Origin of the sequence: Serratia sp. AKBS12, assembly GCF_024793895.1 — a bacterium.
Classification (GTDB): Bacteria; Pseudomonadota; Gammaproteobacteria; order Enterobacterales; family Enterobacteriaceae; genus Serratia_F.
The window spans coordinates 382,822-400,330 of sequence record NZ_JANUSB010000002.1 but is presented as its reverse complement, the minus strand read 5'-3'; the positions used below and the strand labels follow the sequence as shown (position 1 = coordinate 400,330).

Annotated in this window: 14 protein-coding genes and 1 pseudogene; 11 read left to right on the top strand and 4 right to left on the bottom strand. The window is 56.2% G+C overall.

What is annotated here, in order from left to right; genetic code table 11:
• Window positions 1-278: 278 nt before the first annotated feature.
• A pseudogene (locus NYE85_RS01815) lies at window positions 279-365 on the top strand (DUF4102 domain-containing protein); the annotation flags it as partial.
• A gap of 77 nt (window positions 366-442) precedes the next feature.
• On the opposite strand, the gene NYE85_RS01810 reads toward NYE85_RS01815, so the two are convergent.
• On the bottom strand, window positions 443-835 hold the full coding sequence (locus tag NYE85_RS01810; protein ID WP_259002619.1) for a VOC family protein: 393 nt from the start codon (window positions 833-835) through the stop codon (window positions 443-445).
• Window positions 836-1,293: 458 nt separating this feature from the next.
• Here NYE85_RS01810 and NYE85_RS01805 point away from each other — a divergent pair, with 458 nt between their 5' ends.
• From NYE85_RS01805 to NYE85_RS01785, 5 genes are all read left to right on the top strand, one after another.
• Window positions 1,294-1,746, top strand: a complete 453-nt coding sequence (locus NYE85_RS01805; RefSeq protein WP_259002618.1) for a YhcH/YjgK/YiaL family protein — start codon at window positions 1,294-1,296, stop codon at window positions 1,744-1,746.
• A 225-nt stretch (window positions 1,747-1,971) separates the two neighbouring features.
• Complete coding sequence (yagE, locus tag NYE85_RS01800) at window positions 1,972-2,880, top strand: 2-keto-3-deoxygluconate aldolase (RefSeq protein WP_259002617.1); 909 nt, start codon at window positions 1,972-1,974, stop codon at window positions 2,878-2,880.
• A gap of 14 nt (window positions 2,881-2,894) precedes the next feature.
• Window positions 2,895-4,862 (top strand): xylonate dehydratase YagF, encoded by a 1,968-nt coding sequence (gene yagF, locus NYE85_RS01795; protein ID WP_259002616.1) that lies wholly within the window; start codon window positions 2,895-2,897, stop codon window positions 4,860-4,862.
• Window positions 4,863-5,197: 335 nt separating this feature from the next.
• A complete protein-coding gene (locus tag NYE85_RS01790) occupies window positions 5,198-6,580 on the top strand; it encodes an MFS transporter (protein WP_259002615.1) in 1,383 nt (460 codons plus the stop codon).
• 11 nt (window positions 6,581-6,591) lie between these two features.
• A complete protein-coding gene (locus NYE85_RS01785; protein ID WP_259002614.1) occupies window positions 6,592-8,211 on the top strand; it encodes a glycoside hydrolase family 43 protein in 1,620 nt (539 codons plus the stop codon).
• A gap of 4 nt (window positions 8,212-8,215) precedes the next feature.
• Here NYE85_RS01785 and xynR read toward each other — a convergent pair whose 3' ends face one another.
• Window positions 8,216-8,974: a DNA-binding transcriptional repressor XynR gene (xynR, locus tag NYE85_RS01780; protein WP_259002613.1), complete on the bottom strand. Its 759-nt coding sequence runs from the start codon at window positions 8,972-8,974 to the stop codon at window positions 8,216-8,218.
• 348 nt (window positions 8,975-9,322) lie between these two features.
• Entirely contained in the window at window positions 9,323-10,216 is an 894-nt protein-coding gene (locus NYE85_RS01775; protein WP_259002612.1) for a LysR substrate-binding domain-containing protein, read from the bottom strand.
• A 191-nt stretch (window positions 10,217-10,407) separates the two neighbouring features.
• Between NYE85_RS01775 and NYE85_RS01770 the strand changes: the two genes are divergently transcribed.
• From NYE85_RS01770 to NYE85_RS01750, 5 genes are all read left to right on the top strand, one after another.
• Window positions 10,408-11,259 (top strand): transketolase, encoded by an 852-nt coding sequence (locus NYE85_RS01770; RefSeq protein WP_259002796.1) that lies wholly within the window; start codon window positions 10,408-10,410, stop codon window positions 11,257-11,259.
• Entirely contained in the window at window positions 11,256-12,260 is a 1,005-nt protein-coding gene (locus NYE85_RS01765) for a transketolase family protein (protein WP_405050650.1), read from the top strand. Before NYE85_RS01770 ends, NYE85_RS01765 begins: the two co-directional genes overlap by 4 nt.
• 20 nt (window positions 12,261-12,280) lie before the next feature.
• Complete coding sequence (locus NYE85_RS01760; RefSeq protein ID WP_259002611.1) at window positions 12,281-13,138, top strand: NAD(P)-dependent oxidoreductase; 858 nt, start codon at window positions 12,281-12,283, stop codon at window positions 13,136-13,138.
• A gap of 50 nt (window positions 13,139-13,188) precedes the next feature.
• Window positions 13,189-14,514: an MFS transporter gene (locus NYE85_RS01755; RefSeq protein ID WP_259002610.1), complete on the top strand. Its 1,326-nt coding sequence runs from the start codon at window positions 13,189-13,191 to the stop codon at window positions 14,512-14,514.
• A gap of 478 nt (window positions 14,515-14,992) precedes the next feature.
• The gene (locus tag NYE85_RS01750) at window positions 14,993-16,483 is read left to right on the top strand and encodes a sodium:alanine symporter family protein (RefSeq protein WP_259002609.1); all 1,491 of its coding nucleotides are present in this window, start codon (window positions 14,993-14,995) and stop codon (window positions 16,481-16,483) included.
• 171 nt (window positions 16,484-16,654) lie between these two features.
• Here the strand turns inward: NYE85_RS01750 and NYE85_RS01745 are convergent, their stop codons facing one another.
• On the bottom strand, window positions 16,655-17,401 hold the full coding sequence (locus tag NYE85_RS01745; RefSeq protein WP_259002608.1) for a cyclopropane-fatty-acyl-phospholipid synthase family protein: 747 nt from the start codon (window positions 17,399-17,401) through the stop codon (window positions 16,655-16,657).
• Between the last annotated feature and the right edge of the window lie 108 nt (window positions 17,402-17,509).

The following is a 17,509-nucleotide window of genomic DNA, read 5'->3' as shown; positions in this document are numbered from 1 at the left end:
GCATCTTAACCAAGCCACACTCGTCCTGGTTCGATGCCGAAAATCAATGAATTTTCGCGCTGGTATAACAGAATGGTTTTTTGTATAAAATCATTCGGTTATGCGTTATGTCCGAGTCCGGCCTTGCCACCGACAGATGTTTTTTTGTGTCTGGAGTTTGGTATCTGTACGGTTTTTCCCTGATTTTTTACGCTACCTAAGGCAAGCCGCTGGAGATAATTACGGGTGTCTTGTGGTTCGATAATTTCTCATACAGAGCCCCCGAAAGGATGCCCGTTATGGCTCTGAGTGATGAGAAGGTTCGTACAGCTAAGCCTGAAGCAAAAGCCTATAAGCTGATTGACGGCGAAGGTATGGTTTTGCTGGGTTAAGGGCTCCCTTATTGAATCGCCGAGCTAAAGCAGCGACTTACTGGAATTCGCGTTGCCGGGAACTGAACATATCAGAGCGCAAAATCGTAATACACAAACGCGAGCTTATTCCCGTCCGGATCGCGTACGTAGGCGCTATGAAAACCCTGTCCGTATTGCGGCCTGTGCCCCGGCGCGCCTTCATCCGTGCCGCCCAGGCTGAGCGCAAGCGTGTGCAACTGCCGTATCTGTTCAAACGAGCGGGCATTCAGCGCCACCATCGTGCCATTTCCCACTCCGGCACGCTGTCTGTCAAAGGGCCTACCGACGCAAAGCCCGGTGGTGGAGTTGTCATTAAATGTCCCCCAGGAGGCGCCTTCTTCGTTACGGCCTGCCTTTGGGTGCCCAAGCAATTCCATCAACGGGTCGTAGAACCTGATGGCACGCGGCAGATCGTTAGTCCCCAGCATTACGTAAGAAAACATAAACCCTCCTCGTTCAGGTTAGCTTTTGCATTATTGCTCCTGGCAGCCTGTCGGTGATGCCGCCTGGCTCGGATGCTGCTGTGGCAGTTTAAGCAGGCGGGATAAATAGCGTGCAGAATGACTGTGCACTATTACCCATTAACTGTTTTTTAGTTAAGAAAAATCAATAAATAATTATGGGATTTAATAGCAAATTACCAAAATGATAAAGTGTGAAGTCACGGAAACTTTTGCTGTGAAGCACATACGATCGGTAAGTTAGCATTACAGGCTGAAAGCGGATGGCCGAGGTTATGCATAAAGGCTGCATAAATGCCTATGAGCGATTAACAATGAAGTAACACATTTCCGCTAAACATGCGCTGGCGCAAAACTCATCGAAAAACCGGTGGTAGGGCAGACTGAATTCTCGTATAAAAGATTAAAATGAAACGGTGTTTTATATTGAGGATTTATCTATGATCGTTGGCAACATCCATCATCTGCAGTCCTGGCTACCTGAAGAACTGCGTCAGGCTATCGAACACGTCAAAGCTCACGTCACCGGCGCTACCCCCTGCGGCAAACACGACATCAACGGCAACAACCTGTTTTATCTGGTGTCAGAAGATATGACCCAGCCGTTTGCCGAGCGCCGCGCTGAGTTTCACGCCCGCTATCTGGATATTCAGATAGTCATGGAAGGCCAGGAGGGCATGACCTTCAGTACCCTGCCGCACGGTACGCCGGACACCGACTGGCTGGCGGATAAAGACATCGCGTTTTTGCCCGAGGGCGAGCAGGAGAAAACGGTGGTGTTAAGCGAAGGTGATTTTGTGGTGTTCTACCCGGGCGAAGTGCATAAGCCGCTGTGCGCGGTGGGTGCGCCTGCGCAGGTGCGTAAGGTGGTGGTGAAAATGCTGGTGGGGTAAGCCCCTGACACCGTAAGAGAAGGGTGAATCGTACCCTCTTCCTGTGGGAGAGGGTTAGGGTGAGGGCATCAGTCCGCACCCGGTCATTATGTGATCCAGCTTATATTTTCCACACTCCCTCATCGTCTCCCATTTACCTGCGCTTTTTCTGCGTCATAGTATGATCGTTAAATTAGTGAACGCTGTTCTATAATGTAGAACAAAATGATTCAGCAAGGAGATCTCATGCCGCAGACCGCGTTGTTCACGGGAATCATTCCCCCTGTCTCCACCATCTTTACCGCCGATGGGCAGCTTGATAAACACGGCACCGCCGCGTTGATCGACGATCTGATCGCCGCGGGCGTCGATGGCCTGTTCTTTTTGGGCAGCGGCGGTGAGTTCTCCCAGCTAAACGCCGAAGAGCGTAAAACCATAGCCCGGTTTGCTATCGAACATGTCGATCGCCGGGTGCCGGTTCTGATTGGCACCGGTGGCACCAACGCCCGGGAAACCATTGAACTGAGCCAGCATGCGCAGCAGGCCGGCGCCGACGGGATCGTGGTGATCAACCCGTACTACTGGAAAGTGTCTGAAGCGAATCTGATCCGCTACTTTCAACAGGTGGCAGACAGCGTCACGCTGCCGGTTATGCTGTATAACTTTCCGGCGCTGACCGGGCAGGATCTGACCCCGGCGCTGGTCAAAACCCTGGCCGACTCGCGGAGCAATATTGTCGGCATCAAAGACACGATCGACTCCGTCGCCCATCTGCGCAGCATGATCCACACCGTCAAATCTGCCCATCCGCACTTCACGGTGCTGTGTGGCTATGACGATCACCTGTTTAATACCCTGCTGCTTGGTGGCGATGGCGCGATCTCGGCCAGCGGTAACTTTGCCCCGCAGGTGTCGGTGAATCTGCTGAAGGCCTGGCGTGACCAGGAGATGGCGAAGGCGGCCGAATACCACCAGATCCTGCTGCAAATACCGCAGATGTATCAGCTCGATACGCCGTTTGTGAACGTCATTAAAGAGGCGATAGTGCTGTGCGGCCGGCGGATCTCCACGTACGTGCTGCCGCCCGCGTCGCCGCTGGATGAGCCGCGTAAGGCGCAGCTGAAAATCCTGTTGCAACAGCTCAAGCTCTGCTGAGCCGGAAGACGACGATGACCATTGAGAAAATTTTTACCCCACAGGATGATGCGTTTTATGCCGTCATCACCCACGCGGCCGGGCCGCAGGGGGCACTGCCGCTGACGCCGCAAATGCTGATGGAATCCCCCAGCGGTAACCTGTTTGGCATGACGCAAAACGCCGGTATGGGCTGGGACGCCAACAAGCTGACCGGCAAAGAGGTGCTGATTATCGGTACTCAAGGCGGCATTCGCGCCGGGGACGGCCGACCTGTTGCGCTGGGCTATCACACCGGGCACTGGGAGATTGGCATGCAGATGCAGGCGGCGGCAAAGGAGATCACCCGCAATGGTGGGATCCCGTTTGCGGCCTTCGTCAGCGATCCGTGCGACGGGCGCTCTCAGGGCACCCACGGCATGTTCGACTCCCTGCCGTACCGTAATGACGCGGCGATCGTGTTTCGCCGTCTGATCCGCTCCCTGCCGACGCGGCGCGCGGTGATCGGCGTGGCAACCTGCGATAAAGGGCTGCCCGCGACCATGATTGCGCTGGCCTCCATGCATAACTTGCCGACCATTCTGGTGCCGGGGGGCGCGACGCTGCCGCCGACCGTGGGGGAAGATGCCGGCAAGGTACAGACTATTGGCGCGCGTTTCGCTAACCATGAGCTATCGTTGCAGGAGGCCGCCGAGCTGGGTTGCCGCGCCTGCGCATCACCCGGGGGCGGCTGCCAGTTCCTCGGCACCGCGGGAACGTCACAGGTAGTGGCAGAAGCACTGGGTCTGGCGCTGCCGCACTCCGCGCTGGCCCCGTCCGGGCAGGCCGTATGGCTGGAGATTGCCCGCCAGTCTGCGCGGGCGGTGAGCGAGCTGGATAACCGCGGGATCACGACCCGCGATATCCTGACCGACAAAGCCATTGAAAACGCCATGGTGCTTCACGCGGCGTTTGGTGGCTCCACCAACCTGCTGCTGCACATCCCGGCGATTGCTCACGCGGCGGGCTGCACCATCCCGGATGTGGCACACTGGACGCGCATCAACCGTAAGATTCCGCGTCTGGTGAGCGTGCTGCCAAACGGCCCGGACTACCACCCGACGGTGCGCGCCTTCCTTGCGGGCGGCGTGCCGGAGGTAATGCTCCATCTGCGCGATCTGGGACTGCTGCATGAAGATGTCATGACCGTTACCGGTCAGACGGTCGGGGAGAACCTCGACTGGTGGGAAAACTCGGAGCGTCGGGCGCGTTTTCGTCAGTGCCTGCGCGAGCAGGACGGCGTTGATCCGGATGACGTGATCCTGCCGCCTGAACGCGCCCGCGCGAAAGGGCTGACCTCGACGGTCTGCTTCCCGACCGGCAATATCGCACCCGAAGGCTCGGTGATCAAAGCCACGGCGATCGACCCGTCCGTTGTGGGGGACGATGGCGTTTACCGCCATACCGGCCGGGCGCGGGTGTTTGTCTCTGAAGCGCAGGCCATCAAGGCCATCAAGCAGGAAGCGATCCGGCAGGGCGATATTATGGTGGTGATTGGCGGAGGCCCGTCCGGCACCGGCATGGAAGAGACCTACCAGCTGACCTCCGCGCTGAAACATATCTCGTGGGGCAAGACGGTATCGCTGATCACCGATGCGCGCTTCTCGGGAGTATCGACCGGGGCGTGCTTCGGCCATGTGTCGCCGGAAGCGCTGGCAGGTGGCCCCATCGGCAAACTGCGCGACAACGATATCATCGAGATCGGTGTCGACCGCCTGACCTTGACGGGTAGCGTCAACTTTATCGGCACGGCAGAGCAGCCGCTGACGCCGGAAGAAGGCGCGCGCGTACTGGCGGCGCGTCAGCTGCATCCTGACCTGGGCGCCCACGCGTTTTTGCCGGACGATACCCGCCTGTGGGCGGCTCTGCAGTCGGTGAGCGGCGGCACCTGGAAAGGGTGTATTTATGACACCGATAAAATCATCGAGGTAATTAACGCCGGTAAAAAAGCGCTCGGGCTTTAATTATATTTATTGCTTTTGTCGTCTACGGAAAATATTCCGTGGACGGCTTTTGCATGTCTATTTTTTATTGTTGGTTGAATATTTTAATTGCATGAAAAACAACATATTTAAATTATTTCAAGATATCGAGTAGCGTCACAAAAGCAAAATATCATAATTCATAAATAAGATATGACCATTGTCGATTAATTGAACACTTAATTACACTCTATTAATACGATGTTGTGAATTCAGCACACGAAATAAGGGTGTATTCCTGATGATGCACCGGGTATTTATTTGCCCGAATCAGGACCCTGGCGTTTGCACTGTTCCACGTACTGCCGTTGGGGGTAATGATGCAATTAACCATGAAAGATAAAATTGGCTACGGGCTGGGTGACACCGCCTGCGGCTTTGTCTGGCAGGCCACCATGTTCCTGCTGGCCTATTTCTATACCGACGTGTTTGGCCTGTCGGCGGGCATTATGGGGACGCTGTTTTTAGTTTCCCGCGTGCTGGATGCCGTCACCGATCCGCTGATGGGGCTGCTGGTTGACCGCACCCGCACCCGTCACGGCCAGTTCCGCCCGTTCCTGCTGTGGGGGGCGATCCCGTTCGGTATTGTCTGCGTGCTGACCTTCTACACGCCGGACTTCTCCGCGCAGGGTAAAATCATCTACGCCTGCATAACCTACATTCTGCTGACCCTGGTCTACACCTTCGTTAACGTCCCTTACTGCGCCATGCCGGGCGTCATCACCGCAGATCCGAAAGAGCGTCATGCGCTGCAGTCCTGGCGCTTTTTCCTTGCGGCGGTGGGATCGCTTGCCATCAGTGGCATTGCGCTGCCGCTGGTGAGCATCATTGGTAAAGGGGATGAACAGGTCGGCTATTTTGGGGCCATGTGCGTGCTGGGGCTCATTGGCGTGGTTCTGCTCTACGTCTGTTTCTTTACCACCAAAGAGCGTTACACCTTTGAGGTGCAGCCGGGGTCGTCGGTGTCGAAAGACCTCAAGCTTCTGTTTGGTAACACCCAGTGGCGCATTATGTGTGCGTTCAAGATGATGGCGACCTGCTCCAACGTGGTCCGCGGCGGGGCAACGCTCTACTTCGTTAAATACGTCATGGATCACCCGGAGCTGGCGACGCAGTTTCTGCTTTACGGCAGTCTCGCCACCATGTTTGGTTCGCTCTGCTCATCCCGCCTGCTGGGGCGCTTTGACCGGGTTACCGCCTTCAAGTGGATTATCGTGGCGTACTCCCTGATCAGCCTGCTGATTTTTTTCATCCCGACCGAACACATCGCCCTGATTTTCGCCCTTAACATTCTGTTCCTGTTTGTCTTTAACACCACCACTCCACTGCAGTGGCTGATGGCTTCTGACGTGGTGGATTACGAGGAGAGTCGCAGCGGGCGACGCCTCGACGGGCTGGTGTTCTCCACCTACCTGTTCAGCCTGAAGATCGGACTGGCAATTGGCGGCGCGGTGGTGGGCTGGATCCTCGCGTATGTGAACTACTCCGCCAGCAGCAGCGTGCAGCCGGTCGAAGTGCTGACCACCATCAAAATTCTGTTCTGCGTGGTGCCGGTGGTGCTCTACGCGGGCATGTTCATCATGCTGTCGTTTTACAAACTCACCGACGCCCGCGTGGCGGCCATCAGCCAGCAGCTGATCAAGCACCGCGCAACGCAGGGTGACGCCATGCCCGACGCTGCGGCAGCCGCATCCCATTAACAGGAGGCAACATGACAATGATAACGAACCCGATCCTCACCGGCTTCAACCCGGACCCGTCCCTGTGCCGTCAGGGGGAGGATTACTATATCGCCACCTCGACCTTTGAATGGTTTCCGGGCGTGCGCATCTACCACTCCCGTGACTTAAAGAACTGGTCGCTGGTCAGCACGCCGCTGGACAGGGTGTCGATGCTGGACATGAAGGGCAACCCGGACTCTGGTGGCATCTGGGCGCCGTGCCTGAGCTACGCCGATGGCCAATTCTGGCTGCTTTATACCGACGTGAAAATTGTCGACTCGCCGTGGAAAAATGGCCGTAATTTCCTGGTTACTGCGCCCTCCATCGAGGGGCCGTGGAGCGAACCGATCCCGATGGGCAACGGCGGGTTCGACCCGTCGCTGTTTCACGACGACGATGGCCGCAAATATTACCTCTATCGCCCGTGGGGGCCGCGTCATCACAGCAACCCGCATAACACCATCGTGATGCAGGAGTTTGATCCGCAGACCGGCAGCCTCTCGCCCGAGCGCAAAACCCTGTTTACCGGCACGCCGCTCTGCTACACCGAAGGGGCGCACCTTTATCGCCACGCGGGCTGGTACTACCTGATGGTGGCCGAAGGCGGCACCAGCTATGAACACGCGGTGGTGGTGCTGCGCTCAAAAACCATTGACGGGCCGTATGAACTGCATCCGGACGTGACGATGATGACCAGCTGGCATCTGCCGGAGAACCCGCTGCAAAAGAGCGGCCACGGCTCGCTGCTGCAGACCCACACCGGGGAGTGGTATATGGCCTACCTCACCAGCCGGCCGCTGCGCTTGCCGGGCATACCGCTGCTGGCCTCGGGCGGGCGCGGCTACTGCCCGCTGGGACGCGAGACCGGCATTGCGCGCATCGAATGGCGCGACGGCTGGCCGTATGTCGAGGGCGGCAAACACGCGCAGCTAACCGTTCCCGGCCCGCAGATGACGGAACAGCCCGCCGTCTCCCGGGACAGCTGGCGGGAGGATTTTGACGGCAGCGCACTCGACCCGGAACTGCAAACCCTGCGCGTTCCGTACGACGACACCCTCGGCTCGCTCAGCGTGCGTCCAGGGTATTTGCGCCTTTACGGCAACGACTCGCTCAACTCGACCTTTACCCAGTCGACCGTGGCACGCCGCTGGCAGCACTTCACGTTCCGGGCAGAGACGCGCATGCAGTTCTCGCCGGTTCACTTCCAGCAGAGCGCCGGGCTGACCTGCTACTACAACAGTAAAAACTGGAGCTACTGTTTTGTGGATTACGAGGAGGGGCAGGGCAGAACAATCAAAGTGATCCAGCTCGACCACAACGTGCCGTCATGGCCGCTGCATGAACAGCCGATCCCGGTGCCGGACAGTGCGGAGAGCATCTGGCTACGGGTTGACGTCGATACCCTTGTCTACCGCTACAGCTACTCGTTTGACGGTGAGGCGTGGCACGCCGTGCCGGTCACCTATGACGCGTGGAAACTGTCGGATGACTACATCGGCGGGCGCGGCTTCTTTACCGGCGCGTTTGTCGGCCTGCACTGCGAAGACATCAGCGGTGACGGCTGCCACGCTGACTTTGATTACTTCACCTACCAACCGCTCGCGAAATAGCGGCTCAGGCCGGGTAACCCAGCGCGCGTGAGAGCTGGAGCCCGGCCAGCTGAAGCTGCTCGCGAAAGCGGGACAGTTCGGCGTCATCCACCCGTGAGGTCAGCGTCGACAGACTCAGGGCGGCAATCACGCGAGATTCATGGTTCCACACCGGTACCGCCACGCAGCGCACGCCCTGCTCGTTCTCTTCGCGGTCAAGGGCGTAACCCTGCTCGCGGGTCCTTGCGAGGGCATCCAGCAACGCGTCGCGGGAGGCGAGGGTGGAAGGGGTATAGGTGGTGTACTGATAGCCCTCAAGCAGGGCATTCAACTCAGCCTCGCCAAGCCAGGCAATCAACACCTTGCCGATGGCGGTGGCATGAACCGGCAGCCGACGGCCAATGCGCGAATAGGCGATAGCCGCCAGCTTGCCTTCAATCTTCTCGATATAAACGCCTTCGCGCCCGTCCAGGATCCCCAGATGGGTGGTCTGCCCGGTACGCTGCGACAGCTCCGTCAGCCAACCTTTGGCCTGCTGACGAATGTCCATCGAACCCACCACAAAATGGCCGCGCTCAACCAGCTTCATGCCGAGACGATATTTACCGTTTTCCGGGTTCTGATCGATATAGCCGTGAAGCTGCAGGGTTTTCAGCAGCGAGTGGAGGGTACTCTTGCTCAGCCCCATCAGTTTGCTGATGTCGGTGATCTTAAGCTCGGTGGCCTGCTCGTTAAACAGGTCGAGGATCTGCAACGCGCGTTCAACAGACTGAATAATCGGCATAATGCTGGCATGTCCACGCTGGAATTAAGGCGAAAACGTACCTTTTTCAGGCGGAAAAATCAATGAAGCGGAGCACTCAAAAAGTGCGTGGAGCTAAAACGGGATACTTACACACTTTTGCGGGGTAAACATTCCATCGGCAACGCTTTACGGATCCATCCATCTGGATCTTGTCGGATAGGGAGGCAGGCATTCGGTCTGTAGACAGCATTTATGATTTAACATTTACCGATCTCATACACAGCAAGATTACACTTACGTCACTTTGCATTGAACAAGCTCACAAAAAACGGGTTACATTGCGCGGCCTGTTTTTGTTCGCCAGAAATATTTTGTGATCGTCATCAATCACCGTAGCTGGGCCTGATTGAGCTGGGAGAGCAGCCACTCTTTAAAACTGTCCAGGGCGAAGTGACGATGCTGGTGGCGGGGAAACACCAGGTAGTGGCCAATGTAGTGAATTTCCTGGGTTGTCTCAATTAATGGACACACCAGGCGACCACTTGCCAGCTCACGCTCTGCCAATAGCTTGGATTCCAGGACCACACCCAGCCCATCGACGGCTGCTGAAATTGCCATGAAGCTGCGGTCAAAACGCAAACCATAATGACGAGGTGCCGTAAGATTATTGGCCTCAAACCAGCCTTTCCATTGATAAAGCTGCACATCGCATTGGATAAGCGACTGATGGTAGAGATCTTCTGGTCGCTGGATATGTGCGGCAATGGCCGGTGAGCAGAGCGGTGTAAGCTCTTCTACCGCCAGCGGAATTTTTTCATAGGGCGAGGGGCGCGGCTCGCCATACACAATATCCAGATCGAAGTCATCCTGCTCAAAGCGCGCGTACTCCGTGCTGGCCGATAAACGCAAATCGATTTGTGGATGTGCCCGAATAAAATGACCAAGGCGCGGCAGTAACCATTGATGGGCAAAACTGGGAGCGGTGTGCAACCGCAGCGGTCGTGATTCATCGGCCGTAACCAGCGTGAGCCCGCGCTGCATTTCATCAAATCCTCGCTGGACGTGTTCCAGCAACACGTTGCCTTCCTTAGTCAGAATTACTTCACGCGTACTGCGCTGAAACAGACGCGTATCAAGAACTTCTTCCAGTTTACGGATCGCATGGCTAATGGCACTGGGTGACAAATCCAGCTCTTTTGCCGCCGCGGTGAAAGCCCCCGTTCGGCCGGCAGCTTCAAATGCCCGCAACAGCGAAAGCGGGGCTTTTCTCAATAGCGTCATTTGTGAATTTTTCTCAACTGATTATGTATTTTTTGCTTTTGTCATGGCCTGAACAGGCTAGGTAACCTCTGCTAAAGGGTAAGCCGATGAATATGGCACATGAATACGTTACATCTTTCACCATGACAGATTAGCTGACGGCTTGCCAACGTTGTTACTTTTCTCTTCATTCGGGAACACATATGACGACTATGACAGAACCTGAAGTAACCACCACCGAACGCCTGGAGCAGCATGCATATCGCATTCGTCGCTACGCACTGCAAATGGGTGAAGTACAGGGCCAGGGCTACATCGGACAGGCACTGGGCCTGGCCGATATGTTGGCCGTCGCCTGGTGTCATGCGCTGAATTACCGCGCTGATGAGCCTGCGTGGGAAGGCCGCGATCGCTTTTTGCTGTCACATGGGCACTACGCTATTGCACTGTATGCGGCATTAATCGAAGCCGGTGTGATCCCCAGGGAGGAGCTCGAAACCTATGGTGCCGATGACAGTCGCTTGCCGATGTCCGGAATGGCCACTTACACGCCAGGGATGGAAATCTCCGGTGGCTCACTCGGGCTGGGTCTGAGCATCGGGGTCGGTATGGCGCTGGCGCTACAGCGTAAAGGCAATCCCGCGTTTGTGTACAACTCGATGTCTGATGGTGAACTGGATGAAGGCGCCACCTGGGAAGCAGCGATGGGCGCGGCACACCACCAACTCGGCAATCTGATTGTGCTGGTCGATATCAACCAGCAGCAGGCGGATGGCCCGTCCGGCAAGATAATGGGATTCGAACCGCTTGTAGACAAGTGGCAGTCCTTTGGCTGGTACGTTCAGCGCGTCGATGGCCACGATATTGCTGCTGTAAAGCAGGCCTTTGACCAGGCGCGGGCGTTAAGAGAGCCAAAGCCGCGCGTCATATTGCTCGATACTTTGATGGGTAAAGGCGTGCCGTTCTTGGAGGCTCGTGAAAAAAACCATTTTATTCGGGTAGAAGCTGAAGAATGGCAGCAGGCCATCGCTATTCTCGATCAGGCGCAGGAGAACAGACAATGAGTAGCGAAATCGTAGAGAAGAAACCACGTTTAACCACTTCAGCAATGATTGCGTCAATTGCTGCCGAAGGGCAGCCCACGGTTGCTGCGCCATTTGGTCACGCCCTGGTCAAAGCAGCTGCAACCCGCCCCAATATCGTCGGATTGACTGCCGATCTGTCGAAATACACGGATTTGCATATTTTTGCACAGGCTTATCCGGAGCGGCATTTCCAGCTGGGGATGGCGGAACAACTACTGATGGGAGCCGCCGGTGGTATGGCCAAAGAGGGTATGACGGCCTTCGCTACCACCTATGCGGTGTTCGCCACCCGTCGTGCTTACGATTTTATTCACCAGATCATTGCGGAAGAGCAGTTAAACGTGAAGATTTGTGCGGCGTTACCGGGATTAACCACAGGCTACGGCCCAAGCCACCAGGCAACGGAGGATATTGCCCTGATGCGGGCTATTCCCGGCATGACCATTGTTGATCCTTGCGATGCACTGGATACCGAACAGGCGGTCGCTGCGATTGCCGACCATCAGGGACCAGTTTATATGCGTCTTCTACGTGGCAAAGTGCCGTTAGTGTTAGACGAATATGATTACCAGTTTGAACTGGGCAAAGCCAAATTACTGCGTGATGGTCGCGATGTCCTGCTGATCTCCAGCGGCATCATGACCATGCGTGCACTGGAAACTGCCAAAGCTCTGGCGGCAGATAATGTTGATGTTGCGGTATTGCATGTGCCAACCATTAAACCACTGGACAGCGAAACGGTAATCGCTCAGTGCCGCCGTGAGGGACGTCTGGTGGTCGTGATGGAGAACCACAGCCTGGTGGGGGGGTTAGGTGAGAGTATTGCCACGACATTGATGCATGCTCAGATAATGCCGGTATTTCGTCATATCGGTCTACCCGATCGTTTTCTTGACGCCGGCGCTCTGCCGACACTGCACGACCGCTACGGCATTTCCACGAAAACCATGGTCAGCGCGATCCGCGCCTGGCTGGCGTAAGTGTGCGGAAGGAGAAAAGCATGAAGGTTATTTTTGTCGGTACCGGGGCGATTGGCCTGCCAATGGCTTGCCAGATAAAGCGCGCAGGGCATGCGGTTTTAGGCGTGGATGTGATTGAAGCGTCGCGTCAGCGGGCGCAGGCACAAGGCATTGAAGCGGTAAGCAGTATTACGCAAGCCCCAGCAGCGGATGTGGTCGTGGTGATGGTGGCCACGCCTCAACAGTTACAGGATCTGGTCGCTGAAGCCCTGCCGCAGGCCGCCGGGCAACACTGGGTGATTATGTCCACCGTAGGACCTCAGGCAGTACGAGAAGCTGCATCCCAACTGATTGCGGCTGGCGCCAGGGTCATTGATGCACCTGTTACGGGAGGAACCGCCCGTGCCAGTACCGGAGAATTAGTCATTTTTGCATCAGGTACGCCAGCAGCCATTGCCAAGGTAGAACCGGTGCTCGCATCAATGGGATCGGTATCCATCGTAGGGAGCGAGGTCGGTGAAGGCCAGGGAATAAAAGTGATTAATCAACATCTTTGTTCAATCCATATCGTGGCGGCGGCGGAGGCGCTGAATCTGGCACAGATGCTGAAGTTAGATCCCGCACAGGTATTAAAGCTGGTTGAACGCGGCGCCGCCGGCTCATGGATGTTGTCAGATCGCGGTCCGCGAATGCTGGAGGGGACGGATGTTGATGTTTCCAGTGCCATCAATATTTTTGTGAAAGATAGCGGTCTGGTGGCAGAAGCGGCAACCTCCTGTCACGCTGAGGTTCCGCTGTTACAGATTGCTCATGCCCGATATCTGGCGGCGGCGAAAGCCGGTTTGGGACAATGTGATGACAGCAGAGTGATTGAGACCTGGAGCAATCCTGCAAAATAAAACAGCTCTGCCACAGCTTCCCGATACATTTAATAATACCGGGGTAAAACATGAATAAGACTTCTGTACCTGCAAATACCCGTAGTAATGCTGCGAAGGTCTCTTTCGCTTCAATGATTGGCTCAGCGGTAGAGAGCTACGATTTCTTCATCTACGGCACGGCCGCGGCCGCCTGGTTCGGCAAGATTTTTTTTCATACGCAAGAGCCTATTGTTGGCATTCTTGCCGCTTTTGCTACCTTGGCGGTCGGTTTCCTGATGCGGCCGTTAGGCGGCTATCTTGCGGGTCATTTTGGCGATCGTTATGGCCGAAAAGCGGTGTTGTTCTGGTCGCTGCTGGGGATGGGAGGGGCAACGGTGTTAATTGGAGCGCTGCCAACCTATGAACAAGTAGGCGTGATGGCTCCGATTTTATTGATTTTATTACGCATGATCCAGGGGATAGGCTTTGGTGCAGAATGGGGCGGCGCTGTATTGATGGCGTTTGAGCATGCGCCAGCGAAGAAACGTGGCTTTTATGGCGCAGTGCCGCAACTCGGTATCCCACTGGGTTTGCTGCTGGCGAACGGAACCTTCTTGCTTTCCGAAGCACTATTTGAAGGTGACTGGGTCTGGCGTATGCCGTTTCTAATCTCGTTTGTGATGGTGGCGATCGGTATCTTCATTCGTATGCAGGTTGCGGAATCGCCGGAGTTTGAAAGAGCCAAGGCAGACAAGCAGATTATGCAGCAACCGGCGCTGGAAGTCATTCGCCGTGACTGGCGTACCGTTCTCAAAATCATGGGGTTACGCTTGGCGGAGACCGGCGGTTACTACATTACCACGAGTTTTATGTTGTCCTATGTGCTGCTGGCGGATATCACCGATACGCGTCATGTACTCTTGGGGACGCTGATTGGTTCGGCGCTCGGGCTGGGCAGCCATCTTCTGTTCGGTGCGCTAAGTGACAGAATTGGTCGCCGCCCCGTCTTCCTTATTGGTGCTGTTTTTACCATCCTTTTCGGTATACCGATGTTTATGCTGATTAATACCGGCGCGGTAATGATGGTGATTGTTGCCGTGGCGATGTCGCTGCTGTTCAGTCATGATCCCATTTTTGCGGTGGAGTCCAGCTGGTTTTCCGAGCAGTTCCCGGCTAATGTGCGTTCCTCCGGTATTTCTCTTGGGTACAATGGAGCCTCGGTAGTGGCTGGACTGCTGCCCTTTATCGCGACGGGACTCTATGGCATGGTCGGCTGGATTGGGCCGGCGGTGATGTTTTCCTTACTGGGCGTTGTCTCGACGTGGGTTGCATTTCATACCCGGGAAACGGCGCCGATCAAAATGGAGCAACATTCACTATCCACTTCATCAACCTCGGTCACACCTGGCGTGTAATCTGAAACGGGCGACCATGTCGCCCGTTATTGCTCAACGTGCTCTCAGATTGAAGGTATGGACTGACCCCGCTCCGCTAGACGATCCCTGCCCTATAGTTGGACTGACCCCGCTCCGCTGATGGCAGCATACGTGCGGGAGACTCACTCTTGGCATACTCTGCCACCCAACGTGGCTCTTGGCCCCACATAGCCACTATTAGCTAATATCTACCAGCTCAAACCCCAACCCCAACCCCAACCCCAACCCCAACCCCAACCAAATTCCAAATTTGCTAAGCGCGCCACAGGCTTGCTGTTGTACTTGTGATTCCCAGGGGTTTACGAAAGGTTAAATGTATGTGAAATTAGTTGCGATATGTAACTAAAACGATCCACGTAAGTTAACTCTCACGCTAGACGGCGAATATAGGCAGTTGCCCGGAGTCAGGCAGATCTACTGCGTACCGATCGGGGCATCAACGAAGGGGTTGGATTGCATGAATGAATTTGTCAATGCCGTCAACGGCGTGATTTGGAGCCAGGCGCTCATCTACCTGTGCTTGGGAACCGGGCTGTATTTTTCTCTGCGCAGCCGCTTTTTGCAGCTGCGACATCTGAAGGGAATGGTTCGTCTGATATTTCAGGGCAAGGCTAACGACGCCGGGGTGTCGTCCTTCCAGGCGTTGTCCATGACGCTGGCAGGGCGGGTCGGGACCGGCAACATTGCCGGGGTCGCTACCGCTATCACCTTCGGTGGTCCAGGGGCGCTGTTCTGGATGTGGATGGTTGCCTTCCTCGGCGCCAGCTCGGCGTTTGTGGAATCGACATTGGGCCAGGTTTATAAAGAAAAGCTTGATGGCGAATACCGCGGCGGTCCGGCGTTCTATATCGAAAAAGGTCTCGGCATGAAGTGGTATGCCTGGATTTTTGCCATCGTCACCATCTTTTCCTGTGGGGTATTGCTGCCGGGCGTGCAGGCCAACTCGATCGGCGCAAGTCTGGACATCGCGTTTGGCATCAGCCCGAACGTGACGGCCGCGCTGCTGGCGATGCTGCTGGGGTTCATCATCTTCGGCGGGGTTAAGCGCATTGCCAACTTTGCCGGTACCGTGGTGCCGTTTATGGCGCTGGGCTATATCATCGTCGCCTGCGTGATAGTGGCTCTCAACATTGAGCAGCTGCCGGGCGTTATCCTGCTGGTGTGGAAAAGCGCGTTTGGTCTCGACGCCGGGTTTGGCGCGATCCTCGGGCTGGCGATTATGTGGGGGGTCAAGCGCGGCGTGTACTCCAACGAAGCGGCTCAGGGTACCGGTCCGCATGCGTCTTCTGCCGCGGCGGTCAGTCACCCGGCCAAGCAGGGGCTGGTGCAGGCGTTCTCGGTGTATATCGACACGCTGTTCGTCTGTTCTGCTACCGGTTTCATGTTGCTGATTACCGGGTTGTATAACGTACAGGGGCCAGACGGTGCCGCACTGTACACCGGGGTGGCCGGCATTGCCGCAGGGCCTGGCTATGTGCAAACCGCAATGGAAAGCATGATGCCCGGCTTCGGCAGTTACTTTGTCGCCATTGCGCTGTTCTTCTTCGCCTTCACCACCATCGTTGCCTACTACTACATTGCCGAAACCAATATCGCCTACCTCAACCGCAAGATCCATCGCCCATGGCTGACCTTCGTACTGAAGATCGGTCTGATGGCTTCTGCGGTGTATGGCACGGTGAAAACCGCCGATCTGGCGTGGGGCCTGGGGGATATCGGTGTGGGGCTGATGGCCTGGCTGAACATCGTTGCCATCCTGCTGCTGCGCAATACCGCCTTCACCTGTCTGAAGGACTATGAAAAGCAGTTGGCCGACGGGATTGACCCGGTGTTTCACCCAGAAAAACTCGGCATCAAGCGGGCCGACTATTGGGTAGAAAATCGCGCCGAGGTAAACCGGATCCAAGAGGCCACCGGCAAGATTGACGGAAAGGCAGGGCTTGGCTGATTGCGCCTCCTCGCCAGCGCCGGCGCTGATGAGATTGCGTAAAACGTATTCAAACCGGCTGCGGCCGGTTTTTTGTTGAAGTCGCCCCCGGTAGGGGGCGACCGGTTTTCTCGGTCAATATCAAACAATCTGATTCAAACGGTAGCGCGGCGACGGGCGTCACGATCCCGCCTAGCGTGCCATCAGTGCGAATACTCCCCATCCTACATATTCACGGGTGTACAGCACGTGACGTTTTGGCCAGGCGGTCAGATGTGCCCGGATTTCATCCACGGCCAGATCGTCGGGGTGTTGCTGCAACCAGCGGCGCAGGGTCAGCCACTTGGCCGCCTCGTACCTGTCCCAGCCTTCCTGATCCGCCAGTACCATTTCCACAACGTCATAATCAAGTTGGTCGAAGTAACCAACCAGCTCCGGCAACGAAAAAAAGTCGGCCAGTGATGTAGCACCGCACGCTTGGGCCACGTTTTCTGTTGGGGGTAACTGGCGCCAGTAAGGTTCACCGAGAAGCAGTATCCCGCCCGGTTTCAGGCTGCGGTTCAGCAGTTCGAGCGTGCCGGCGACGCCGCCTGCGATCCAGCTGGCACCGACGCAGGCCGCTATGTCGCATTTTTCTTCGGCGACGTAGCCTGTGGCATCGTTGTGGATGAAGCTAACCCGATCGCTGACGCCGAGCCGTTGCGCGCGCATTTTTGCCTGTTGGCTGAATAACTGGCTCATGTCGATACCGACACCGGTGATGCCATAATCGCGTGCCCAGGTGCAGAGCATCTCGCCCGAGCCGCTGCCGAGATCGAGAATTCGCCAGCCCGGTTCCATGCGTAACGCGCGGCCAAGCGTGGCGTACTTCTCTGGCGTGAACGGATTATGGATGCGGTGTGCGCTTTCGCTAATGGTAAAAATACGTGGGATATCCATAGGTTAATTCCTTTTAGTGCGTAGATTAATCAGTGCGCTTCTCTCGCCATGGTTGCTACGGCATGCCGGTGCCGGCTGGCCGTAGCCGGGGTCGGCAGCATAAAGGCG

Coding starts and splice junctions, on each gene's coding strand:
- NYE85_RS01810 (WP_259002619.1), bottom strand. CDS start 835: ATGTTTTCTTACGTAATGCTGGGGACTAACGATCTGCCGCGTGCCATC.
- NYE85_RS01805 (WP_259002618.1), top strand. CDS start 1,294: ATGATCGTTGGCAACATCCATCATCTGCAGTCCTGGCTACCTGAAGAA.
- yagE (WP_259002617.1), top strand. CDS start 1,972: ATGCCGCAGACCGCGTTGTTCACGGGAATCATTCCCCCTGTCTCCACC.
- yagF (WP_259002616.1), top strand. CDS start 2,895: ATGACCATTGAGAAAATTTTTACCCCACAGGATGATGCGTTTTATGCC.
- NYE85_RS01790 (WP_259002615.1), top strand. CDS start 5,198: ATGATGCAATTAACCATGAAAGATAAAATTGGCTACGGGCTGGGTGAC.
- NYE85_RS01785 (WP_259002614.1), top strand. CDS start 6,592: ATGACAATGATAACGAACCCGATCCTCACCGGCTTCAACCCGGACCCG.
- xynR (WP_259002613.1), bottom strand. CDS start 8,974: ATGCCGATTATTCAGTCTGTTGAACGCGCGTTGCAGATCCTCGACCTG.
- NYE85_RS01775 (WP_259002612.1), bottom strand. CDS start 10,216: ATGACGCTATTGAGAAAAGCCCCGCTTTCGCTGTTGCGGGCATTTGAA.
- NYE85_RS01770 (WP_259002796.1), top strand. CDS start 10,408: ATGACAGAACCTGAAGTAACCACCACCGAACGCCTGGAGCAGCATGCA.
- NYE85_RS01765 (WP_405050650.1), top strand. CDS start 11,256: ATGAGTAGCGAAATCGTAGAGAAGAAACCACGTTTAACCACTTCAGCA.
- NYE85_RS01760 (WP_259002611.1), top strand. CDS start 12,281: ATGAAGGTTATTTTTGTCGGTACCGGGGCGATTGGCCTGCCAATGGCT.
- NYE85_RS01755 (WP_259002610.1), top strand. CDS start 13,189: ATGAATAAGACTTCTGTACCTGCAAATACCCGTAGTAATGCTGCGAAG.
- NYE85_RS01750 (WP_259002609.1), top strand. CDS start 14,993: ATGAATGAATTTGTCAATGCCGTCAACGGCGTGATTTGGAGCCAGGCG.
- NYE85_RS01745 (WP_259002608.1), bottom strand. CDS start 17,401: ATGGATATCCCACGTATTTTTACCATTAGCGAAAGCGCACACCGCATC.